Consider the following 23,693-nt stretch of genomic DNA (forward strand, 5'->3'; position numbering starts at 1 on the left):
TTACATAAATACCCACCCTGAAAAAGAAGAAGCCGATGATGTTGCGAGCATCACCGGCTTAGTACCATGCACCGGGGCGCCCGGTACATAGCTTCATTTTTGCTTTTCCAACAAAAACTACTATAAAGTATGAATAATTTCAGATCTATTCAAGATGCCCTTATCAGAATAATGAAACTAACAGCGGCACAATTGATGATAATGGTTGTTCTTACAACCCTTGCCTCAGCCGGCGACTTAAACGGGCAGGGAGTACTGGACAACAAGGTCTCTCTCGATGTTATGGACATGGAAGTAAAGACCATATTACTTGAAATTGAAAAACAGGTACCCGTAAATTTCACCTACAGGTCAAAGCTGATCAATGCCACCCGCAAAGTTTCCATGCAGGTGAGCGATGCACGGCTCAGCGAAGTGCTGGATGACCTGTTCACACCCAGTGTGGAATTTGTGGTGGTAGATAAAGAGATCGTACTGAGGCCTGCTCCTAAAACAGCGAAACGGTCAGCGCCTGATTATATTCCCGAGATCATTGTTTCGGGCCGGATCATAGACGAGAACAACAGCCCGGTGCCCGGGGTCAACATCCTGGAAAAGGGAACCACCAACGGAACCACTTCTGATGTCGACGGACGTTATACCCTGGCGGTACAAGACGGAAATTCGCAGCTGGTCATCAGCTTCATCGGTTACACCACACAAGAGATCGTTGTGGGAACACAGACCGTGATCAATGTTCAGCTGGCGCCTGATGTTGTAAACCTCAGCGAGATCGTGGTGATCGGTTATGGCACGCAAAAACGTTCATCGGTAACCGGTGCCGTGGCTTCTGTCGACGCCAAAGAAATTGCTGCGCTGCCCGTGCCTGGTGTTGAATCTGCGCTGCAAGGCCGGATCCCCGGTGTATCCATCACCAACAACGGCTCTCCCGGAACACCACCCATTGTGCGCATCCGTGGTATCGGCTCGATCACCGGAAATTCTGATCCTTTGTATGTGGTTGACGGTTTCCCCATCAACCAGTCAGGAGGGATGAGCACGTCTGGAGTAACTATGGGCGGCGCACCACCTACCAACCTGAATAGCTTCGACACCAAAGACATCGAGTCGGTAGAAGTGCTGAAAGATGCGGCTGCCTCCGCCATCTACGGGTCACGGGCTGCCAACGGCGTGGTGATCATTACCACCAAACAAGGCTCGAAGGACAAGAAAATGCACATAGACGTTGACAGCTACTACGGCGCGCAAACCGCCTGGAAGCTGCTCGATCTGCTCAACACACAAGAGTATCTGCGGTATGGCACAGACCTGGTGACCAACGCCGGTAACGCGCTGCCTACACGCTTCAGCAACATGAACGATCCCATCTATCCGGGGGCGTCACAAACCTATGCACAAACTAATACTGACTGGCAGGACGCGATGTTCCGTACCGCGCCCATAACCCAAACCCAGGTTTCGCTCTCCAACGCCAACGAAGTTACCAAACTCTTTACGTCGGCAGGGTATTTCAAGCAAGACGGCATTTTGCTGGGAACAAGCTTTGAACGCTACAGCTTCAGGCTGAATTCCGAAAGCAAGCTCAGCAAGGTTTTCACATTCGGAGAAAACTTCAACGTCTCCTATACGAAAACGGCCAACGAGATCGGTACGTCTTCCTCAGCTACCGGCGGTAACCGCCCTCAGATCCAGCACATTGTTCACCAGGTGCCTTATATGCCGATCTATGATCCGACGTTGCCCGGTGGATATCGCGCGGCAGACGCTTCAGATGGATCCGATCCTGAGAACCCGGTTCGAAATGCATTGATGGATCAGAGTAAAACCGATCTGGTCAAATTCTTTGGCACTGCCTATATTGAGGCTTCGATCACGCCCTGGCTGAAATACAAGTTTTCGGCTGGCGGTGACTTCACCACCACCCGTACCTTCAATGATTTCCCTATCTATAATGACGGTTTCCGCGCACGAAATACACACAACCTGGCCGACAACAGGGGCCATTTCTTTTCGCCGCTGCTCTCCAACCAGATCACTATCGACAAGACCTTTGGCAAGAACGTAGTCAACTTGATAGCGGTAGCAGAGCGTCAGGACTTCAAAAACAATTTCACCAATTCTTCATCGCAGCAGGCCTCGAACCTGGTGCATGTGCTACGCGGTGGCCTCAATCCATCCATTACCGACGGTGGCGACACGGAGACAACACTGCTCTCCTACCTCGCCAGGGTCAACTATGAGTATGACGGCAAATACCTGCTGAGCGCTTCGTTCCGCAGAGATGGCTTCTCGAGCTTTGCACCCGGGCACCAGTGGGGAAATTTTCCAGGTGTCTCTGTGGGATGGCGTATCAGTGAAGAAGAATTCATGAAGGTTGTCACCCAGATCTCCGAGCTCAAGCTGCGCGCAAGCTACGGCAAGCTCGGCGCAAACAATATTGCACCCTTTGCATGGCAATCAGGGATCTTCACCAGCTCCAATTATCCTTTCAACAACACGCCGACCGGTGGCTCTTATTTTAACCAGCTCGCAAACAAGGAACTCGGCTGGGAGACCACTACCATGACCAACTATGGTATAGACCTGGCGTTGTGGGAAAACCGCTTTACATTCAGTGCGGAATACTATAATCGCAACGTGGACAACCTGCTGCTGCAGATCCCACTGGCCGGATCGTTAGGATATGCTGTGAACTACCTGGGCAACCTGGGCAAAATGAAGAACTGGGGTTATGAATTCGTGGCAGGTTATAGCAAAGCTACCGGCGGTGTGCATTTCAACCTCTCTGCCAACATAGGCATTACCCGCAACGAGGTCACAGATCTTTACATCCCCAACAGCACCATCAGCGCGGGATCCAACGCAGACTACGGCCCCAACAACATGACCCGCACAGAAGCCGGCCACCCCATCCAGGGATTCTATGGCTGGAAGACCGATGGCATTTTCCAGAACCAGGCCGAGATTGACGCTGCGAATGCGCTCGACGGCGATGCTTCGACAAAATACCAGGACAATGCATCGCCCGGCGACATCCGCTTCAAAGACCTCAACAACGACGGTGTGATCAACCTGCTCGACCAGCAATACCTGGGAAGCTACCTGCCGAAATTCAATTATGGTCTGAATTTCTCCGCCAATTACAACGCTTTCGATCTTACACTGTTTGTGCAGGGTGTTCAGGGCAACAAAGTTTACAACGGCACCAAAGTGCTGACGCAGGGAATGCTCAGATTGTTTGGCGCTGAAAAAGAAGTGCTGAACGCCTGGAGGCCCGATCATACCAACACAGATATTCCCCGCGCTGTCAGTGGCGACCCTAACCAGAACACGCGCGCTTCGGATCGTTTCGTGGAAGACGGATCTTTCCTGCGGATAAAAAACATCAGCATCGGTTATAATGTACCTTCCGATGTGCTTCGCGGGTTTGCCCATGGCAGCGTCAGGAGGCTGCGCATCTATGTTTCATCACAAAACCTGGTGACCTTAACGAAATATTCCGGCTATGATCCGGAGATCGGTACGCGAAACAACACCAACCTTACCTCTGGCATCGACTATGGGCAGTTCCCACAGCCAAGAACGATCATGGGCGGCATACAGCTCGGTTTTTAAAATGAGGACTGATTAAAAAAATTTGAACATGAAAACTACAACCATAGCATCAATAGCATTTGCCAGTTTGCTGATCAGCTTTTCCTGCGGCGATGACGCGCTCGACAAGAGCAACATCGGCAACAAGACCGTTGACAATTATTTCGAGAATGGCGCCGAGCTTGGCACTGCACTGAACGGCGTATATGCCTCCCTGCAGAACAACAATCTCCACGGGCGCGAATATTTCTTCATGCACGATCTCCGGTCAGGCGAATTCGCTACCGGTGGCGGTCAGCTTGAAGGCCCACGGGCACAGATCCTGATAGGCGCACAGGCCCCGTCAAACGGACTGCAAACCGGCGTCTGGAACTCGTTCTACTATGTGGTTCATCGCGCCAACTCGGTGATCGATTTTGCACCCAAGGTACCGGAGGATGAAAACTTCGAGGCCTCACTAAAAGCACGGTATGTGGCCGAAGCGAAGTTCCTGCGCGCCTACGTCTATTACCAGTTGCTGGGATTCTGGGGCGGTGTGCCATTGATGACAACCCATGTCACAGACATCACGCAAACACAGCCCCGCGCTACCGAACAGGAAGTGTATCAGTTCATCACCACAGAGCTTACCAGCATATTGAACGACCTTCCGGTGAGTTATAGCGGAAATGACCTGGGCCGCGCAACAAGAGGAGCGGCGAAGGTATTGTTGGCCAAAACTTACATGTTCTTCGGCGATTATACCAAGGCCAAAACACAACTCGAAGATGTGAAGGGTATGGGATATTCTTTAATGAACAACTATTTCGACAACTTCACCGAAGAGGCAGAGTTCAACAAGGAGTCCATCTGGGAGATCTGTTTCACCTCGAGCGGAAACTACAACTGGGACCCGGAAGGAAATGACTTCGGCCCGAATGAGTCGTGGATCCGTTCACAGGAGTATTCCGCCGTAGGCTGGAGGAACCTGATCCCCTCAGACGCGCTGCTGGCGGAATTCGAAAACAATGACCCGAGGCTGAAGGATAACTTTTTCTTCACGGGCGACACTTACGGCGATCCGGCAAATCCGAAGACCCTCACCGATGCAGCGCAGCAAGGGAACCTCTCGAACTTCAAAGGCGTTCCGCAGAAAGTGAGCTGGAAAAAATATTCCGTGATGTACAAGCTCGATCCCGGTGGTTTTTACGACCGCAACGGTATGAACTATCGCGTTTATCGCTATGCAGATGTATTGCTGTTGCTGGCTGAGTGCGAGAACGAGGTGGGCACACCAACCGCTGCCATCGATTATCTCAACCAGGTGCGGGCACGCCCCAGTGTAAACATGCCTGCTTATCCCACAGCCACGTACCCTGTCAACAGCAAGGCAGAGATCTTCAGGGCCATCATGCATGAGCGAATGGTAGAGCTTGCTGGCGAAGAGATCCGGAACTTCGATATCATACGCTGGAGAAAAAACGGGAAGACAACTTTTGCACCGCTCGCCAATTTCAAGGACCTGATGCCCATTCCACAGACTGAGATCGACAATAATGATAAAATAGACCAGGGCCACCAGAATAGCGGCTATTAGCAAGCAACCCTAACCCTGCTTTGAAAGGTCCGAGGCGTATGCACCGCCTTGGATCTTTCATTGTATAAGCGATACGACATTTTCATGACCAATTACAAATTCATTTGCTGCGCCACAGTATCAGCCCTTCTGTTCGCGGGTTGTAAAGAAAAGCCAACCCGTTTTCAGCTGATGCCTTCATCGCATACAGGCGTACATTTCAACAACCTTATTTCCGAAAGTGATACCCTGAACATCCTGCAGTTTGAATATCTCTACAACGGTGCGGGTGTGGGCGCCGGTGACTTCAACAACGACGGCCTCACCGATCTTTTCTTTGCAGGCAATATGGTTTCCAGCAGGCTCTACCTCAACCGTGGCGACCTGCGGTTCGAAGACATCACGGCTCCTGCAGGTGTGGAAACAAAGCTCTGGTGCACAGGCGTGGCGCTGTCGGATGTAAACCAGGACGGTCTGCTCGACATCTACGTGAGCACTATTCATCCCCGTGAAAACGGAAAATCGCCGAACCTGCTGTTCCTGAACAAAGGTGCAGGTTCAAACGGAATCCCCGTCTTCGAAGAAGTGGCAGCAAAGACTGGCCTGGCCGATTCATCTTATTCAACGCAGGCAACGTTTTTGGACTACGACCTTGACGGAGACCTCGATGTGTACCTGCTGAACAATTCCCTCGAAAACTACACGCGCAATACACCCATCGGCCAACACACCGACGGTCAGGGCAAAAGCCAGGATAAGTTATACCGGTGCGAAGGAATTTCTGCGGATGGACTGCCAAGATACAAGGACGTATCTGCCGAAGCGGGGATCACGACGGAAGGCTGGGGCCTGGGTGTGATCGTCAACGACCTCAACAAGGACGGTTACCCTGACGTTTATGCCGCGAATGATTTTCTTTCGAACGATCATCTGTACATCAACAACCGGAATGGCACATTCACCAACAACATTGCCAGCTGCCTGAAACACCAGGAGTATAACGGCATGGGCATGGATGCGGCGGACATCAACAACGATGGCTTCAATGATATTATGGTCACCGATATGATGCCCGAAGACAACCTTCGCCAGAAGACCATGTTCGGCAACATCGGGTATGACAAGTTCATGCTTAACCTGCGAAAGGGTTATCAGCCGCAATATGTGCGCAATGTGCTTCAGCTCAACAACGGCAACGGCACCTTCAGCGACATCGGCTACCTTGCCGGGATCTATGCCACGGACTGGAGCTGGAGCGGCCTGTTTGCGGACTTTGATAACGATGGCTACCGCGACCTGCTGATCACCAACGGGTACCCGAAAGATGTCACCGACCTGGACTTCGTGGTGTATAGCCGCGAGTCGTCTTTGTTCGGCACCGACAAGGCCCGCCTGAAGAAAGCCATCGCTGCCGTGAATGCGCTGGAGGGTGTTAAAAAATCAAATTTCATTTTCAGGAACAACGGCGATCTCACGTTTACAAACCAGGCTGCGGCATGGGGAATGGATCAGCCTTCTTATTCGAACGGTGCAGCTTATGCAGATTTTGATAACGACGGTGATCTGGACGTGGTGATGAACAACATCAACGGTGAAGCTTTTGTTTACCGTAACACCACCCACAACGAAGCGGATGCCGGTCACCATTTTCTCCGGATCAACCTGGCCGGTAACAAAGGCAACCTGCAAGGGCTGGGCGCACGCATTACACTTTATGCTGGCGATAAAATATTCTTCGCTGAACACCAGCTTCAGCGCGGTTATAAGTCAAGCGTGGAGTCAAAGGAACACTTCGGACTGGGCAAGGTAAGTAAAATCGACTCGCTGAAGATCGAATGGCAAAGTGGAAAAGTACAGGTATTGAAAGACCTGTCCGTAAACCGTGAGATCACGCTGGAAGAGCAGAATGCAGCATCCCCTGTTCCTGTAAAGGCAACACATCAGGCAACCCTCCTGGAAGAAGTGCATCAACAGCGCAAGGTCTCTTACAAACCATCGGGAGACGAAGATTTTGTAGACTTCAAACAGGGGCAGGCATTGTTACCGCAGAAATATACGCAGCTCGGTCCCGCTGTTGCGGCAGGCGATGTGAATGGTGACGGTTATGATGACTTCATTGTCGGCGCGCCTAAAAGAAGGGCGGCCGCTGTTTTTTTTCAACAGTCCGACGGAACTTTTAAAACAGACTCGCTGCCGGCCAAGATCCAGGAAGACCTGGGACTGCTTCTTTTTGATGCCGATGGCGACGCAGACCTCGATCTCTACTGTGTTAGCGGAAGCGCCGAGTTTGGAAGGGACGCACAAAACTACCAGCATCGTTTCTACAGGAACAACGGCAAAGGAAAATTCACGCCAGACGTAGCCTCCATTCCTGCCATCAGGAGCAGCGGAAGTTGTGCCGTAGCCTGCGACTTTGACAAAGACGGCGACCTGGACCTGTTCATCGGCGGCAGGGTGGTGCCCTTGCGTTATCCTGAGTCACCTGAAAGCTACCTGTTGCAGAATGATGGCACAGGAAACTTTACCGACATCACGCCTGACAACCTGAAAAAAACGGGAATGGTAACATCAGCACTGTGGACTGATTTCGACAACGACGGCTGGTCAGACCTGGTCATTGCCGGCGAATGGATGCCCATTACCTTTTACAAGAACAGGCAAGGCACGCTGGAACATTTTCAACCTGCATCTCCGGCAGCGCAAAGCACCGTGGGCTGGTGGAACAGCCTTGCTTCCGGAGATTTCGACAACGATGGGGATACTGATTACCTTGCCGGGAACCTGGGATTGAACTCACTTTACAAAGCATCTGAAAAAGAGCCCGTCTGCCTCTATGCGAAAGATTTCGATGAGAACGGATCCCTCGATCCCATCCTGTGCCGGTACATAGGAGGAAAAGAGTACATCACACATCCACGCGAAACGCTCACGGAACAAATGGTGAGCCTGCGACGGGTTCTGACACGTTATGCCTTATATGGAAAAAGTACGTTCGCCGAAATTTTCCCTGCTGCGAAAGTCGAAGGTGCGCTCATCCTTAAAGGTACCCGGTTTGCATCCTCGTACATCGAGAACAGGGGCAACGGAAATTTTGAGTTCAAAACGTTACCCGTCGAAGCACAGCTGTCACCTGTTTTTGGGATCGCCGCCGCCGACGTCAATGCAGATGGCAACCTGGACGTTCTGCTGGTGGGCAACTCATATTCCACCGAGCCGCTTACGGGATATTACGATGCAGGGATCGGCGCATGCCTGCAGGGAGATGGAAAAGGAAACTTCACTGCCGTGCATGTGAACAAAAGTGGTTTTTTTGTCGATCGTGATGCCAAAGGACTGGCCATGATAAAACTTCAGGATAAGATAGGTTGGATCACCACAGCCAACCGCGACAGTGTGAAGATCTTTGAACCTTCAGCGGCGCAGATTGAAACCACCGTTGTGAAACTCTTACCAAACGATGTTTCCGCAGAGCTCACCTTCGCCAACGGAAAGAAACGGAAACAGGAATTCTACTATGGACAATCTTATTTATCACAATCTTCCAGGGTGCTTGAAGTACCGAAGGGTGTTGTGGAGGTGATTATTGTGGATGGTAAGGGTACCCGAAGGAAAATAGAGCTTTAGTAACGCAGCCTCCCACAAAGCCGGAGACACTGCTCGGACCCCGGAAAACCGGAGATGATACTGAAACGTAGGGCATTGAGGAAGCTGCGGGGCTTCTTAGTCCAAACGGAGTCTCCGGTCTCCGGGACTCTGGAACGCAGGTATCGATGGAGCTATCTCCTGTCCACAAACTTCTTCAATTTCCGGCCACCCGTTTGCTGCAGTGCTTCAATGTCTTTCTGAGAAGTGAAAGCAATCTCGGGCACTACACGGAGCCGTGACTGGAACGCAGACAGCAGGGAACGCTCTACGTTTTGTTGCTGGCCATCGATCACGCTGATATAAAGTTTCACCTCGTCGGTGCCAAGCTTACCCGTAAAGGCTTCCACAACATAATCGTGAATATGGTCTACCTGCTGCACGATATCGAAGATCGCCGGCGGATAGAGTGTAGTACCTTTCAGCTTGATCATCTGCTGTTTTCTGCCGATCACAGGACCAAGACGTGGTGTATTCCTGCCGCAGCTGCATGCTTCCGTATAGAGGCGACAGATATCGCCCGTCCTGTAGCGCAGCAGTGGCATTCCTTCAATCCCCAGGGTGGTAATGGTTACTTCACCCGCTTCTCCGTCCTTCACGGGGTTACCAGCGTCGTCCAGCAACTCCACATGAATGAGCTCCGGGTGAACGTGCCCTCCCCTCCCGGCGCCGCATTCGGTAAAGGCGGTCTGCATTTCAGTGGAGGCATAGGTGCTGTACAGGCCGATGTTCCATGCCTGTTTTATTTTTTCGCCGATGGTATTCAGTTCGAGGCTGTCCGTGCGCAGGCTTTCGCCGATGCAGATGGCCTTCCTAACGGATGATGTATTGAGATCTATTCCTTTGGCCTGGGCGTATTCGATGAGCTTCACAATGAACGAAGGCACAGCCACCAACGCTGTGGGCTGCAAGCGCTCGATGGTTTCCCACTGCAGGGCCGGAAGTCCGGGGCCTACACGAATGAGTCCCGCCCCCAGGCGACGGATGCCTTCATAATAAGCGATGCCCGCCATGAACTGCCTGTCGAGCGTGAGCATCAGCTGATACAGGTCATCGGAACTGCCATCGGCACACGAGAAAGATATGGACTCGTTGTACGCCAGGCGCTGGAGGTCTTTTTCCGTGAGCGCAACGGTTACCGCTTTTCCCATGGTGCCTGAGGTACTCGTGTATTCAACAACTTTTGACTTGTCTACGCAGAGAAAATCGAAGTTGTGCTGCTGCAGATCGTCTTTAGTCGTGAACGGAAGCTTTGCAAAATCCTGCCAGCTGGTGATCCCTGAAACTTCGATCTTGTGTGTCGCGAACAGGCGTTTATAGAATGGCGAGCGCAGCGAAAGATAACGGAGCGATTCCTTTACTTTCTCGAGCTGAAAGCGGCTGATCTCGTCCGGTGATCGTAATTCAATTTCAGGGATACTCATTTTTCAATGATTACTACAGCACAAGCCATGGCCTGCACGTGTGAAAGCGACAAATGTATTTTATTCCAGCCATGCTCCGCAGCACTGGCTTTAAAATTTCCGTGAAGTATGATCACCGGTTTTCCCATGGCATCGCTGGTGACCTCGATGTCGCACAGCTCGTAACCCAGGGTAAGGCCCTGACCGGTAGCTTTCAGAAAGGCCTCCTTCGCTGCAAACCTTGCCGCGTAGTGTTCGGCGCGGTTAGGCTTCGAGTCACAAAAAGCGATCTCAGAAGCAGAGAATACCTTTTGCGTAAAGCCGTTCTCCTTTGCCACCTTGGTCGCTACACGCTCCACTTCAATGATATCTATTCCGGTTCCGATGATCATATTGTTCTGTTCAGTGGTCGGGCCACTTGCTGCAGCGCCTGCATGCGCGCAGTGGTCTGGATGACTACTTACACTTTTTAAGGTTCTCCTCCATATGTTTCCGCTCCTGCGCCGTAGCAACTTCACAGGCAAGTCCTTTCTCATACATTGCCTTTGCTTTGGAAAACTCCTCATGACCGAGATAGTAGTCCCCAGCCAGCATATAGGCGAGATACGAGTCAGGGTTCCAGGCCACAAGGCTGTCAGGGACCAAACCTTCCCTGTCCTGAAAAGGAAACCTGTAACGGTTGAACTTCACGGCATCACGGTATTGTTTCGCGAGCAGGAATGAATCAGCAGGAATGGTCAACGATGCATTATAGATCTCCGCGTTCTTAACGGGATTCAGCTCAAACACCTTATTCAGGTCATAACAGACGAATTTGCCGAGCTGCCACGGAGCTGTTGAGATCCAAACGAGCCGCTTCTCTGGCTGAAAGATGATGCCATGATGGGCGATGAGCTGATTGATGGCTTTTTCATTCCCCAAACCGATATTGGAATTATTCAACCCTGACCTGTTCCTGAGAATGGCGGCCGTGGCCTTAACTGAATTTTTGCCAGCGCTGTTCAGCAACTCTTCCACACGTTTGTAACGATAGGGTGAAGCGCTGGTGCTCATGTGATCGCGGTTCAGCTGTGTGTTACCCAGGGCCTCGCTTTGAAAATGATTGGTGCCGATGATACGATCGGCTGGCGACTCATAGAGGGCTATGGCGTCAGGACTTTTTTCAATGATGGCAGCACGGCCATCCTTCGCTGAACCGATCATGAACGCTTCGGCCACAAAGGTTTTTCTTTTCGCGGCAATGTCATAAGCTTCCTGGATGGTGGAAGCATATTGCAAAATTTCGCGGGCCACCAGCGACACCGGTGTAGCAGATGCTGTGGGGATTTCCGATTTAGCCGCGTTGAGCGTGACGGTAAGCCCCTGTTCGTTCATTCCCGAAAGCACGCCGGTCATTCCACCGAAAGTGATCATCATAAACCGGTGACCTTTCTCCGGGGCGTAAAAGGCTACGATCTTGTTCCTGGCAAAGTCATCGCCCACATAAAAATCAAAGTTACGACCAATGATCAGGGTGCTGTCTTCCGAGCTGCCACCCCAGGTAGCAAAAGCAGTGCAACCTACCAGCGACATGTTTTGCAACGCGTGGCCGATGTCATGGGCCGCATGGTAGTTCAGGATGCGCTGGTAAGGCGGGGCGATGTCGTCAAAATTGTGAGAGGCAACCTGTGAAACGCCGTAGATCTCCTGGCGGTATTCTTCGGGAACATGGTCGTCAAGATCACGGTTGAACCATCCTACAAAATATTTGAGCACATTGAGCCATGCATCGGAAGGCACAAGCTGATGGATCTGGTTGTTGAATACTTCCTCCTGGTACTGGATCAGGTCTTTTGAAAGCTCGCCGATAGCAATGCCGCGCTCATAGGGTTTTCCCTCCACGTAAAGCTCATAAAGTCCGCTTTCACTTTTTCTGAACCAGCTGTTTTTAAAACGGTAAAGGCCGCTGTCGGGCGTGGCGATCTGAACACCGGCCAATGTTGTACCATCGGCAAGAGGTTCCTTCACCTGCGACACCGCCCGGACGTACACGAGCAGCAGTATAAACAACAGGCACATGATGCTCAGCGTCCAAACCAATATTTTAAAGATCCTTTTCATTTAGCAATAGCGGGGGTTCGTGTCAGGCGTGCCTGATCTTTTCGATCATATAATCAGTTCCCAAAATTTCAGAACAGGTGAGCACAGCGCTTACCGTAACACCCAGCACCCCATGAAGGTTCAGGTTCTGGCCGGTCAGGAACAGGTTGGGGATCTTGGTACGGGGTGATATGAAAGTTCGCATCGGTTCGCGATAATCTTTCACCACACCATACAATGCCCCATCGTCTGTGCCGATGTAATCTCGCACCGAAAGCGGCGTGGCCACGTAGTACGTTTCAACGGCCTGCCTGAACCCGGGGAATCGTTTTTCAACGAGGTCAAAGAGTCGCTCTGTTTTTTCTTTTTTGAACGCTTCGTAATCCTCTCCCCTGCTTACTTCATTCGAAACTGTATTGAAGGTATGCTCCCATTGCTTCACATCTCCGTAACGCATGTAGGTCATCAGCGTCACACCTTCAGCGTATTCATCGTTCCTGGACGAAGCCGTAAAGAACAACGCATAGCCCAGGGGCCAGTTCTCCTGCGTATAGTTCAGCACACACCAGGCATCGTTCTCGGCAAAGTAATAATAGTTGTGGTTGATATAACGGAACGAGTTCTTCTTCAGCACAATATTGACATAGAAGGTGGAGATCGAATTCTCCAGTCCTCTCAGCCGGTTGCGGAAAGCTTTTTTGATCATATCACTTTCCGTCATCTCGAGCGTATTGTGCGGATGAACGTTGGAGATGAACAACTTCGCCTCGAACCTGTCGCCATTTTCCGTCAGCGCATAGGTAAGCTCTCCTCCCTCCTCCTTCAGCTTCACCACTTTGGTATTCTTCAGAATTTTACCGCCGCGAGACGTGATCTCTTTCGACAACGCCCGCGCGATCTGCGAGCCGCCATCCACAAACCGCCATGAGCTTTCGATGTAGCTGTTGATCACCAGCGCATGCACATAAAAAGGAGTTTTGTACGGAACACCCGCGTAGAGGAGGCTGGTGCCTGCCAATACATTCTGAAGTTTTTTGTTGGAAGTGATCGACTCCAGGAAGGTCTGCGTATCGATCTCCAGCACACCTACTTTCTCAAAATAGTCGCCACTTCTCAGATTGTACAACGGAAATTTACTGCACACGTCCTTGATGGCGTCACAATATTTCCGGATGGCCGCTTCCTCTTCCGGGAAATCTTTCACCAGCGTGCTGATGAAGTTGGGATAGCCCTGTGCATACCGGTAAACCTTGGGATCGTCTGCGAAGAGCACGGCGTCAAAAACATCCTCATCCATCTTCCGCAGCTTCATCTTGTCCATGATGCCGAGAAATTTGAAAAGCTGATACAGGTTCTGTCCTTTGTCAAGCCCGCCCACATAGTGCACGCCCGAATCAAAAATGATCCTGTCGCGCACAAACGTCTGCAGGGTGCCCCCGATCTGTTTGTTCTTTTCCAGCACACACACCTGGTACCCTTCTTTTGCAAGAATGGCGCCGCAGGCAAGTCCGCCAAGGCCACTTCCAATAATAACAACGTCGTATCGCATCAGGGCCTAGTATTTAAAATTGTCATGTCAGGCTTTTTTCCGATCACAAAAATAACATTCGAAGTAAATTTCGTATCATCAATGACCTCCAATGTACAGCCCCGCTCAAACGCCAGCGCTTTGACGGCTTCTCCCGAAATAAAATGAAGGTCATTCACAGACTTGTTGAATTTCAGCAGTTTCACTGAAAAGAACTCCGTAAGCTGCGTTCCCTGGTGGCGGTCTTTCAGGTCTGCATTGCCTTCGCGGATGATCAGCCGGCCTCCGGGAAGCAGGGCATCGATACTTTTCCGGATCACCTCCCGCTGCTGTGCCGGTTCCAGGTAATGAAGCACATCGGCAATGATGATCGCATCGTATTGCTGCAGCGCAAACCGGGTGGCATCGGCGCAGATAAAATTGATGCGGGCGCTCCTGGCGTAGCATTGACTGGCCGTGCCGATCTTTTCTTCATCGTAGTCCACACCCGTTACCTGGCGGCCGTCCGACAGGAAGTAAAGCATATAACTGAGAAATCCATAACCACAACCGAGGTCCAGCACGGTGGCATTGGCCGGCACAAGTTTGTGAAACGGTTCATAATACGACTCAAGGCGAAGCTTGATGCGCATGTACCACTCCAGCACCGGACCCTTGTACAGGTAATTGGCGATCAGTTTGTGCTGATAGTACGCAGGCGTTTCCTGTTGCTGTTGCAGCCTGGCATGTTCTTCTCTGAAATAACGGCCAATGGCTTTCGTGCGCTCCGAGTAGGCTTGTCCAAACGAGGTATCGGCAGGGCTGATGGCTGGCAGGAATTTCAGCGTCACGGCTCCGTTGTTCAGGTACATCGTGCTCTTGGGAATGGTATCCGCTGCACCATGGATCAGCAGCGGTTGCACCGGCAGATTTAATGTCTCCGCCATGTAAAAAGCCCCCTTGTGAAAACGTTTGATCCTGCCATCGGTGGAGCGGGTACCTTCGGGGAACACCACTACAGAGTAACCTTCCTTCACACGGGCGCGCAGGTGGTCCGTGCTGTCTTCAGCTCCTTCCGTTACCGGATAATACCCCGCCAGTCGCACCACACCGCCGAACACCGGAGAGTTCCAGACCCACTTGTTCGTGACCAGAATAAGTTTCGGATTCAACATCGTGGTTAATAAAATATCCAGGAACGACGTGTGATTGCTGATGATCACCGAAGGTTTTGAAAAAGTATCTTTTGTCCGGTTGAGCACGGTCACTTTCAATCCCGGGGCTAGCGCGAGCAACGACCGGGTAAAGGCACTCAGCAGCGTGTGATAGAACAGTGTAACGCTTTTTCTCCCGAAAGGAATAAGCTTCAGGAGCAGCCCTATGATCGTGAGAAAGAACGATCCAAAAACAAAAAAACCATAGGTGAAAATAGTTTTGCAGATGCCGAAAAAAGTCATCGGCGGAAGCCCCTGTTCTGTCCGGCGCGTGATCAGCCAACGGAAGAGAAAAGGTTCAATGGTTTGAGAGACCACAAAAACACAAACAATGCCGATGATGGATATACCTGCGATGGATCGCAGCGCCGGATGCTCTGCAAAAATGAGCACACCAAGGCCCGATATGGTGGTGAGCGCAGAAAGCAGGATGGACGTACGAATGGAGGCCAGGTTTTTCCGGCCCAGCTTATACTCCTGCTGAAGCCCATCCATGATAAAGATGCTGTAATCGTCGCCCAGGCCAAAGATGAACGTGGAGATCATCACGTTCACAATGTTGAACTCGATGCCGGCAAGGGCCATGATGCCCAGGATCCAGATCCAGGTGATGAGCATGGGAATGAATGTGATCAGCGTTAGCTCGATCCGGCCATACGAGATCAGCAGCGCCATAAAAACAAGCACCGAGGTGAAGGTGACGATAAAATTAAAATCGGCGTGCACATACTCCACGAAGAGGTTGGCCAGCATCTGCCTGTCGAACGTGTTCGAAGGTGTGCTTTCAAGGTCACGATATACCTGCTGCTTCTGCTCCGGCTGAACGTTGGCAAGCGTGATGACCGTGGCCAGGCCGTCTTTCTCAATGATGTAGTCATCGAAAAAAGTGCGACGGAAAACATTTTGTACAGCGGTGTCACCGGAGGCGTAGGTGTGTGTAAGCAGGTTTTCGAAGTTCACAAATACCTGATCGGAAAATTTCAGCTGTTTTCCCTCCTGCCGTACAGTTGCCGTGAGGGCATCCACTTTCTCTTTTGTCCAATAGGCATTCCAACGGTTGACCCGCGCGCGCTGAAGGGAGTCCGACAGCACAAAAGACGATACCGATGAATACCGCTGAACACTTCCCTTGTTTTGCAACTGATTCAGTCGTGAGGTGGTGAGCTCGTTTTTGCGCAGCGCTTTCTCCAGGCTTTTATCCTGCGACACCACATACACCGAGCTCAGCGAAACCTTGTTGATCGACTCCAGGCGCTGCTGAGCCTCACGCACTTCGGGCTTCATAAAATTGAGCTGACCCAGGTCTGCGTTAAAAGACACCTGTTGCGCAAAGTAAAAGAACACCGGTGTAAGCAAAAGAATGGCCGCCACCAGGTATTTACTCGAATCAAATCCCGCCAGGGAAACCTTTTCGATCCACGACGTGCTACTCTGGTGTTGCCAGAGCGATGCACTGATCAGCTGCGGCAGGAAAATGAGCGAGCACAACGCCGCACCAACGAGGCTGAATGCTGCGAATAACCCAAGGTCGCGGAGCACGGAAGCATTTACAAACTGCAGGCACAAGAACGCCAGCACTGTGGTGGTGCTGCCCAGGGTCATAGGCCTTACAAGGTCTTTGATCACTTCCTGAACATCGCCGGTATGCTTCAGGTGTGAGAGAAAGTGCAACGAATAGTTAACGGCGATCCCCAAAATTATAGAGCCCGCGGCAATGGCAATCACCGAGATGCTTCCCTGGATGAGGAAAATGCACGAAAGCGAGAACAGCGCGCCAAAAGCAACGGGAATAAGAATGAGGAACGGCACGCGTTTCTTCCTGAAAAAGCCGACGAGAAAAACGGCGAGCAGCAACAGCATGAGGCTGATGGTAATGATGGTATCGCGCTGCAGCTGACGTGCATTCCCCGCGGCCACGCTGGTAGCCCCGAAGTAAGATGCTTTCAGCTTCGGATGCGCCACCGACGTTTCGGCAATGATCTTATCCAGTCCTTCGAGGAACGGAGCATTCTTTCCCGTGTCAGTGGGGCGGAAAGCGGGTTGAATGAAAAAGAGGAGGTGACGGCGATCTTTCGACACCAGGTAATTGTCATACACCTCCACGTTGTTATCGTATTGAAGCTGCCGAAGTTTTTTAAGCGCAAGGAATGAAAAACCAAGAGGGTCGCGGACAATGATCCTTTTGGTGACCATGCCGGCAGGTGAGATGAGCTGACGATAGTGGTTCGTCAGGGTCTCGCGAACAGCATCAGGCTTGATCAAAGAATCGAAGGCCATGTAGTCACGCTCTTCTAAGAACAGCGGCAGATTATCCTGCACGGTGTTCATCAGCGACATCACCTTGTCATCATCAATGCGGCTGTTGATGGCAGTAATATATGGCCTTAGGGTACTATCGATCTGCGTTACTAACGCTTCGGTAAATGCAATAAGACTGTCAGGCAGGGGAGCCGTGGTGCTGTCTTTCACAGACACCATAAACACCAACCGCTCAGCAAACCTGGAGTTACGGAAAACATAGTCCAGCTTCTCTACACGTTCATCGTCCGGAAAGAAACGTGTGATATCTTCCTCCACGCTGATGCGCGACGCCGTGAACGCCAGCAACAGGAACACGCCGGCAAAGACGGACCAAAACGCTGCCCTGCGCTTTTGAAAATACTGGTATAGGTTGAGGAAGAGCTGTTCCATAGTTACTTAAAAGGATGTCATCCTTTGGGTCTCATCTTTGAAAGTTTCAGCAAACCATAGGTGACACCGCCAAACAAAACACCTGCAACAATCGCCAGGGTGATAGCGCCGAAAAAGTACTGCATAAAATTCTGATGAATGAACTCCAGGGTGATCTCTTCGCTGAAGGAAATCGTCTTCGCGTCCGCGCCCATCCACAGCTTACCGGTCATGTGACTGATGTACAGGACCAGCGGGATCATGGGCGGTATGCTGATGTTGGCGGCAATGATCACCAGTGCTTTGTTGAGTCTTAGCAGGATCGAGAGCGCGATGGCAGTCACCAGCTGAAAACCCCAGATGGGTACGATCCCCATGAATACACCGAAGGCAACAGACGCCGCCTTGATCGTATCAGGCTCCGCCGGATCGAAGATAAGCTCCCGGAAAAGCTGACCGAAATTTTTTTTTTAATCCTTCTGAAGAAGTCGCGGGGCTTGATGTACAGGAAGGCTATCGTCACCAGCACAGTATTGAGCACGCTGATGCGACTGAAATCCCTGAACGGCCTGAAATGCGAAACGCGTTTTTCCTTCTCGGGATAGAATACCTTGACGGGCACTTCAATAACCTCGATGCCCGACCATGCTGCCCTCACGATCACCTCTATCTCGAACTCGTATTTTTTGGTAAAGAAACGGAGGTGTTGCAGCGCTTTGACAGGATACAGGCGATATCCGCTTTGGGTATCGTTGCGCCTGATACCGGTCTCGACGTGGAACCAGAAGCTGGAGAATTTGTTGCCGAAGCTGCTCTTGCCCGGCACAGTGGCCTGATCCATGTTGCGTGCACCGATGATGATGGCACTTGGGTGCGCTTCGAGCTTTTCCAGAAAACGCGGAAGGTCGTCGGCATAATGCTGTCCATCGGAGTCGATCGTGATCGCATACTCATAACCTGAAGCCACGGCCTCTTCAAATCCGCGACGCAATGCATAACCCTTGCCCTGGTTCACGGCGTAGGTCACCACCTTAATTTCCTTGAATGGCTCCAGCAGCGCGAGCGTATGGTCGGTTGATCCGTCGTTCACCACGATCACCTGGTTGGTATACGCCAGCACATTCTTCACCACGGTGGCAATGGTGCCCGCGTTGTTGAAGGTGGGGATCAGCACGCACACTTTTTTACGCTCGAATATTTCGCTCACGGTGAAACTCATTGCACGTTTTGCAGGGTAGCTTTCAACTTGAAAAAAGTAACAGATCCGGAAAACAGCGATGCGTTCAGCGAGATGACCCCATTGTTTTCGCTGAAAGAAACGCTGGCTTCTACTTCCTGGTGCTGGCGGGGATCGATCACGGAAAGGAACTTCATATTCTCCGCCGTTGCCAGCCGCAGGTTGCGTTTGGTCTGGCGTTCCACCAGCGCTTTCACGATCTGCATCATGCACACACCGGGAACTACCGGCTGCCCGGGAAAATGGCCCTTCAGGATGGCGTGGTCTTTGTCGATGGACAATAAAGCCTTCACAGCACCTTCGGCAGGTTCCTCTTTCAGGATCTTGAAAAAAGTATTGTGCAACATTATTCCCTGGCTAGTTTTTTGAGCCCGATCTGCATGGCAAAGGTATGGTGCGTCAGGCGGATGGAATCCGGCTTCTGTGCGTCTGGACCGTGAAAGGTCAATGATACCACCCGTTTCCTGTCAGAACCCGATTCTACCCGTTGCAAAGAAGCACATTCCTTATCGGTAATGAAATAGTGCATTTCCTTTTTTTGACGTACACCATAAAAATACGCGTCTCCCTTCTGCCAGGCTTGCCACGGACCCTTTTTGAACGGAATGCCCAGCATCAGGCTGAAGTCTTTTTTCAACAGCCGGATGACCGGATTTTTGTCCAGCTGCTTCACCACATGGTGCACCTTGAACCCGCCCCCGGGTGCAAATTCAAAATCAAGGAACTTAAAACCTGCCTCATTGGTGAACACGATCCGGTTCGAGCTGTCGGGCATGTTCTTGATGAGCAATAACCCGCTGATATGATGGCCCACCACGTCTATGCTGGCATCGTACCAAGCCGTAGCCAGCCCGGAAGGTTTCAACCTGGCGATGCACGCTTCATCCGGTGACGATGCCTGCAGCGCCTTGTAGTCGGATGCACACCCGAGACACAATATGAGGCTAAAGCTTAAATACCTCATCTGCGATCTGTTCGTTGAGTTTCTTGTCTGTAAAAGTGATCACCGTGCGGTCTTCCGAAGGCTCGTTCATTTCGATGGACCTTACCGAATAGTCTTTCTTTTCCACGGTCAGCACAATGGTCTTAAAAAAATCTTTCAGGCTTTTGGAAGCCGGGGTCATTTCCAGCAGGTAACTTTTATCATTTTCAAACACGCGGGTGCTGAAATCCTTGCTATCGAGAATAGTGCCCTGGATGCAATCGATCATGATGCGGTTGATCTGCTGAAACAGCTTGTTCGACTTTACATTCACGCGTGTCTCCTTCTGCTCGTCTTTCACCATCATCTTGTCGCCGTTCATGATCATCAGGTATGAGAACGGTGTCGTGTACTCCAGGCGAACTTTGTTGCTGCGTTTGAACCTGAAGTTGCCGGAGGAAGTGATCTTCTCCGTGAGCGCGGTGAGCACTTTCTCCTGTGTGAAATTACTGGTTACTGAATTGATCTTCGCCGATTGAAGCGCAAACTCCTTCTTGAAGCTGGCGAGATCTGCTACCGAACGATAACCGGAGTATTGAGCCCTGACGTTCACGGAAAGAAGTAGAAAGAGTCCACAGACCATGGTCCACAGTCCACGGCCAGTTCGGTGTTTCTCAAGGGGGCCAACCCTTTGAGGGTTTTTCAAGAGCGTAGTCACTATATTAGATTGCATGCCACGTGCACAGCCCTCAAACGGTTGATCCCATAGATCGCCTGCCGTGGACTGTCGACCGTGGACCGTGGACCAGTATTCACACATAAGCTTTCTCATTCAGCAATTCGTCTATCCTTACAATTTTCAAACCAAGTGTGGAGATATGCTCCAGCAGGGCGGGCAGTATTTCCAGCATGCTGTCGCTGTAATCGTGGAAAAGGATCACATCGCCTGCTTTGAGCGACGCCGTGACCCGTTGCATCAGCTTGGTGCTGTCTTTGATCATGGTATCGAAAGACCGCACACTCCATCCGATGGTCACGTAGTCTCCTGCCTTTACTGCAGCGGCCACCATGGGATTGGTAACTCCGTAGGGGGGTCGGAAAAAACGCGGTGTAAAACCGGTGCTTTCGCAGATGGCAGCGTCGGCCTGCTTCAGCTCCTGTGCGATCATGGCCGGCAACTGAAGATCAAACAGTTTACCATGCCAGTAGCTGTGGTTGCCCAGCAGGTGGCCTTCGCGATGGATGCGTTGCGTGATCGCAGGATTTTCTTTTACACGATGCCCGATGCAGAAAAACGCCGCGGGTACCTGATGTGCTTTCAATATGTCGAGGATCTTTTCAGTTTTTCCCTGGATGGGGCCATCGTCGAACGTCAGGGCTACACCACCCACGCCGCTGGACCTTACGGGAAGAAAGAATTGCGCCGACAAACGGATGGAACCATATACCTGTAAGGCAATGTACACAACGATCGCCGCACCATAAGCCCATAGCGGAGTTTTGCCCAGCACATCCTGAACTACCAGGATGAACATGACACCCGCGAAACCCGTGGTAACGATGCGATGGTTTAACATGCCTTCAGCAGGATGAGTGAATAATGTGTACCAAAATACTGATTGATCAGCAAAATATTTTTGAGCTGCTGGCCCTCATACTGTGGTGTAACAATTTCAGGAACACGCTGCGCTTTCAGCATCCGCGCTGCCAGCCAGCACCCGAAAGCCGAAGCTACGGGGTATTCGCCACAAAGGTGTTTGAACGCACCCACCGGGGTTGTGGTGAAAAGGTCGCCGCAAACCCTGTTGATATGACCGTCACTGAGAGCATCTCCACTTTTACCTGAGAGCACAAGGTCAACATCCGTCAGGGTCACGCCCGCCTGCGACAGGAAATTTCTGACGGCTTCTGTCAGCTCAGCATATGATGGTTTATAAACAGACGTCAGCGCATTGACGGAAGCGATATCGTTTTCACCTGGAGTGCCTGATAAAACAAAAAAAGCAGAACCTTCTCCGTGAAAGGTTCCTGATCTTTCCGAGAAGAGTTGAAGCGAATTGTTCGATTGTTTTCTGAAGATGCCGAAACGGCTTTGGATCTCATGACTCTGTCCGGTGATCTCGTCGATGCCGCCCGCCAGCAACGATCGCCGGGGCGCTTCAGAGAGCTGGAGCATGGCATCGAGCAGGGCATTTTCAAAAGAGAACGCGTTGTGTGTATACGTCTGGTTGTAAGCCTGGCATTGCAGCAGGAGCGCGATCTGCGAGCCGATGGTGTTGTGCGTAGACTGGATGAAGGGCGTCGGGTTCAGCGCCTCTTCCCTGTTGCCCACCATCTTGCTTAAAAAGACACCGGTATCTTCGAGGCATCCATATCCCGTTGCCGTAATGATTCCGTCAGGCATCGGCACGCTGGCCTCTTTCATGGCCATGGCTGCCGAAGCAATGCCCATCTTGATCACACGGCTCATGCGCCTGATCTGCTTCGCATCGATGAACGAAGCATAGTCGGGCTCCACGCAGCTCAGCTTGTCACCTGCATACGACAAAGGTGACGACAATAAATCATCACTCCCCCAGGTTCGCTGCGGTGAGATGTTGCCCATACCTTTGATGTATATTGTCATAAACGCTAGCCAGGGATGACGTCCTTTTGAAGGATGTCATCTCTGAATTTGTGAAAATATTATTGACGAGCAATTGCCGCCGAAGCCGAACGAATTGCTCATGACATTCCTGATCTTTAATCCCGACTCGAATTCCACCTGCGGCACGATGCCCAGCTCCGGCATGGGTTGCTGAAAGCGGAGGTTCGGGAACACACATCCATGACGGATGGCCATCACCGAAAATACTGCTTCAATGCCACCACAGGCGCCGAGCGTATGGCCCGTAAAAGATTTTGTCGAGCTCAGTTTTGGTTTTTTATCGCTGAACAACCGGTTGATGGCGGTGCCCTCAGACTGGTCGTTGTTCACGGTGCCTGTGCCGTGAAGATTAATGTAATCGATGTCATCTGTGCTCAACCCACTCACTTCCAACGACTGCTGCATGGCCGCAAAAGAACCACGGCCTTCCGGCGATGAGGCGGTCTGGTGATACGCGTCGTTGGTGTTGGCAAATCCGGATACATGGCATATCGCTTCGATCTTCTCCCGGGCAGCTACCGTTTCGGAAACCAATACCAGGAATCCTGCGCCCTCACCGAGGTTCAGACCATTGCGGGTGGCGTCGAAGGGGCGGCATGGCTCCTTGTCAAGGATCATCAAACTATTGAATCCGTTCAACGTGAATTTTGTGAGCGCGTCCGTACCACCGGCCACAACAACATCCAGTAACCCCTGCCGGATCAGCCTGGAGGCGAGCATGATGGAGTTTACGGATGATGAACAGGCTGTATTGATGGTAGACAAAAATCCGTTCACACCAATGGCCTCAGCGATCAGCTCCGTGGTGCTGCCGCAGGCGTGATGAACTACATCGCGCAGCCTGCCCTGCGACGGGTTTTGCAGAAAAGGTTGAAAAAAATCTTCGGTGCGATCCATACCACCTACTGTGGTGGCCGAGATCAGTCCCGTGCGCCATTTCTTCAGGCTGCTGATGCCCGCGCTGGCAATGGCCTCACGCGCGGCATGAATTCCCAACAACGCTGTTCGTGTGATGGTTGGCTGCTTTGTGATTTTTGCGAGCTGCTCCGTAGACAGCTTCACTTCGCCCACTGGCAGCACGTTTTTGTGCAGGGTCTCCAGCTGTGTAATGGCACCAATGCCGGATTTTTTTTGCTGAAAGGCATGCAGCGTTTCCGGAAGGGAGTTTCCGATGGCGGATATCACGCCGGTTCCGGCTACCAACACGCGGCCTTTCAAGGTGA

16 protein-coding genes are annotated in these 23,693 nt (G+C 51.6%); 3 read left to right on the forward strand and 13 right to left on the reverse strand.

The features are described 5' to 3' along the window. The first annotated feature begins 201 nt into the window (after positions 1-201). The 3 genes from KK083_RS22645 to KK083_RS22655 all read left to right on the forward strand — a co-directional run bounded on the left by KK083_RS22645 (position 202) and on the right by KK083_RS22655 (position 8,773). Positions 202-3,615, forward strand: coding sequence for a TonB-dependent receptor (locus KK083_RS22645; protein ID WP_254167824.1), 3,414 nt, complete (start codon positions 202-204; stop codon positions 3,613-3,615). 28 nt (positions 3,616-3,643) lie between these two features. Continuing rightward, positions 3,644-5,170, forward strand: coding sequence for a RagB/SusD family nutrient uptake outer membrane protein (locus KK083_RS22650; protein WP_254167825.1), 1,527 nt, complete (start codon positions 3,644-3,646; stop codon positions 5,168-5,170). Positions 5,171-5,254: 84 nt separating this feature from the next. Then, positions 5,255-8,773: an FG-GAP-like repeat-containing protein gene (locus KK083_RS22655; protein WP_254167826.1), complete on the forward strand. Its 3,519-nt coding sequence runs from the start codon at positions 5,255-5,257 to the stop codon at positions 8,771-8,773. Positions 8,774-8,925: 152 nt separating this feature from the next. On the opposite strand, the gene flxY is transcribed toward KK083_RS22655, so the two are convergent. The 13 genes from flxY to KK083_RS22720 all read right to left on the reverse strand — a co-directional run bounded on the left by flxY (position 8,926) and on the right by KK083_RS22720 (position 23,688). Next, complete coding sequence (flxY, locus tag KK083_RS22660) at positions 8,926-10,215, reverse strand: flexirubin biosynthesis putative acyl-CoA ligase FlxY (RefSeq protein WP_254167827.1); 1,290 nt, start codon at positions 10,213-10,215, stop codon at positions 8,926-8,928. Then, on the reverse strand, positions 10,212-10,586 hold the full coding sequence (gene acpS, locus KK083_RS22665) for a holo-ACP synthase (RefSeq protein WP_254167828.1): 375 nt from the start codon (positions 10,584-10,586) through the stop codon (positions 10,212-10,214). Before acpS ends, flxY begins: the two co-directional genes overlap by 4 nt. A gap of 64 nt (positions 10,587-10,650) precedes the next feature. After that, entirely contained in the window at positions 10,651-12,294 is a 1,644-nt protein-coding gene (locus KK083_RS22670) for a C45 family autoproteolytic acyltransferase/hydrolase (protein ID WP_254167829.1), read from the reverse strand. A gap of 22 nt (positions 12,295-12,316) precedes the next feature. Further along, on the reverse strand, positions 12,317-13,822 hold the full coding sequence (locus KK083_RS22675; protein ID WP_254167831.1) for a phytoene desaturase family protein: 1,506 nt from the start codon (positions 13,820-13,822) through the stop codon (positions 12,317-12,319). Then, on the reverse strand, positions 13,822-17,685 hold the full coding sequence (locus KK083_RS22680) for a trifunctional MMPL family transporter/lysophospholipid acyltransferase/class I SAM-dependent methyltransferase (protein ID WP_254167833.1): 3,864 nt from the start codon (positions 17,683-17,685) through the stop codon (positions 13,822-13,824). Before KK083_RS22680 ends, KK083_RS22675 begins: the two co-directional genes overlap by 1 nt. Before the next feature lie 17 nt (positions 17,686-17,702). Further along, positions 17,703-18,041 carry a DUF2062 domain-containing protein gene (locus KK083_RS22685; RefSeq protein ID WP_254167835.1) on the reverse strand — a complete coding sequence of 113 codons (339 nt, stop codon included), beginning with the start codon at positions 18,039-18,041 and terminating at the stop codon, positions 17,703-17,705. Further along, positions 18,005-18,883 (reverse strand): glycosyltransferase family 2 protein, encoded by an 879-nt coding sequence (locus KK083_RS22690; protein ID WP_254167837.1) that lies wholly within the window; start codon positions 18,881-18,883, stop codon positions 18,005-18,007. The genes KK083_RS22685 and KK083_RS22690 overlap by 37 nt, the downstream gene beginning before the upstream one ends. Continuing rightward, positions 18,880-19,248, reverse strand: coding sequence for an ApeI family dehydratase (locus tag KK083_RS22695; RefSeq protein ID WP_254167839.1), 369 nt, complete (start codon positions 19,246-19,248; stop codon positions 18,880-18,882). The genes KK083_RS22690 and KK083_RS22695 overlap by 4 nt, the downstream gene beginning before the upstream one ends. Next, complete coding sequence (lolB2, locus tag KK083_RS22700) at positions 19,248-19,865, reverse strand: flexirubin biosynthesis protein LolB2 (RefSeq protein ID WP_254167841.1); 618 nt, start codon at positions 19,863-19,865, stop codon at positions 19,248-19,250. The genes KK083_RS22695 and lolB2 overlap by 1 nt, the downstream gene beginning before the upstream one ends. Further along, positions 19,846-20,436, reverse strand: coding sequence for a flexirubin biosynthesis/transport protein LolA2 (lolA2, locus tag KK083_RS22705; RefSeq protein ID WP_254167843.1), 591 nt, complete (start codon positions 20,434-20,436; stop codon positions 19,846-19,848). Before lolA2 ends, lolB2 begins: the two co-directional genes overlap by 20 nt. Before the next feature lie 199 nt (positions 20,437-20,635). After that, a complete protein-coding gene (locus KK083_RS22710) occupies positions 20,636-21,400 on the reverse strand; it encodes a polysaccharide deacetylase family protein (protein ID WP_254167845.1) in 765 nt (254 codons plus the stop codon). Then, positions 21,394-22,449 (reverse strand): beta-ketoacyl synthase chain length factor, encoded by a 1,056-nt coding sequence (locus tag KK083_RS22715; protein WP_254167848.1) that lies wholly within the window; start codon positions 22,447-22,449, stop codon positions 21,394-21,396. Before KK083_RS22715 ends, KK083_RS22710 begins: the two co-directional genes overlap by 7 nt. Positions 22,450-22,485: 36 nt before the next feature. After that, complete coding sequence (locus KK083_RS22720; protein WP_254167850.1) at positions 22,486-23,688, reverse strand: beta-ketoacyl-[acyl-carrier-protein] synthase family protein; 1,203 nt, start codon at positions 23,686-23,688, stop codon at positions 22,486-22,488. Positions 23,689-23,693 lie beyond the last annotated feature (5 nt).

Origin of the sequence: Chryseosolibacter histidinae, assembly GCF_018598225.1 — a bacterium.
GTDB lineage: Bacteria > Bacteroidota > Bacteroidia > Cytophagales > Cyclobacteriaceae > Chryseosolibacter > Chryseosolibacter histidini.

Bases quoted from the DNA above. Each gene is read 5' to 3' on its own strand.
- KK083_RS22695 (WP_254167839.1), bottom strand. From the start codon at position 19,248: ATGTTGCACAATACTTTTTTCAAGATCCTGAAAGAGGAACCTGCCGAA.
- KK083_RS22715 (WP_254167848.1), bottom strand. From the start codon at position 22,449: ATGACAATATACATCAAAGGTATGGGCAACATCTCACCGCAGCGAACC.
- KK083_RS22690 (WP_254167837.1), bottom strand. From the start codon at position 18,883: ATGAGTTTCACCGTGAGCGAAATATTCGAGCGTAAAAAAGTGTGCGTG.
- flxY (WP_254167827.1), bottom strand. From the start codon at position 10,215: ATGAGTATCCCTGAAATTGAATTACGATCACCGGACGAGATCAGCCGC.
- KK083_RS22655 (WP_254167826.1), top strand. From the start codon at position 5,255: ATGACCAATTACAAATTCATTTGCTGCGCCACAGTATCAGCCCTTCTG.
- KK083_RS22710 (WP_254167845.1), bottom strand. From the start codon at position 21,400: ATGTTAAACCATCGCATCGTTACCACGGGTTTCGCGGGTGTCATGTTC.
- acpS (WP_254167828.1), bottom strand. From the start codon at position 10,586: ATGATCATCGGAACCGGAATAGATATCATTGAAGTGGAGCGTGTAGCG.
- lolB2 (WP_254167841.1), bottom strand. From the start codon at position 19,865: ATGAGGTATTTAAGCTTTAGCCTCATATTGTGTCTCGGGTGTGCATCC.
- KK083_RS22680 (WP_254167833.1), bottom strand. From the start codon at position 17,685: ATGGAACAGCTCTTCCTCAACCTATACCAGTATTTTCAAAAGCGCAGG.
- KK083_RS22645 (WP_254167824.1), top strand. From the start codon at position 202: ATGGTTGTTCTTACAACCCTTGCCTCAGCCGGCGACTTAAACGGGCAG.
- KK083_RS22675 (WP_254167831.1), bottom strand. From the start codon at position 13,822: ATGCGATACGACGTTGTTATTATTGGAAGTGGCCTTGGCGGACTTGCC.
- KK083_RS22685 (WP_254167835.1), bottom strand. From the start codon at position 18,041: ATGGGGATCGTACCCATCTGGGGTTTTCAGCTGGTGACTGCCATCGCG.
- KK083_RS22670 (WP_254167829.1), bottom strand. From the start codon at position 12,294: ATGAAAAGGATCTTTAAAATATTGGTTTGGACGCTGAGCATCATGTGC.
- KK083_RS22650 (WP_254167825.1), top strand. From the start codon at position 3,644: ATGAAAACTACAACCATAGCATCAATAGCATTTGCCAGTTTGCTGATC.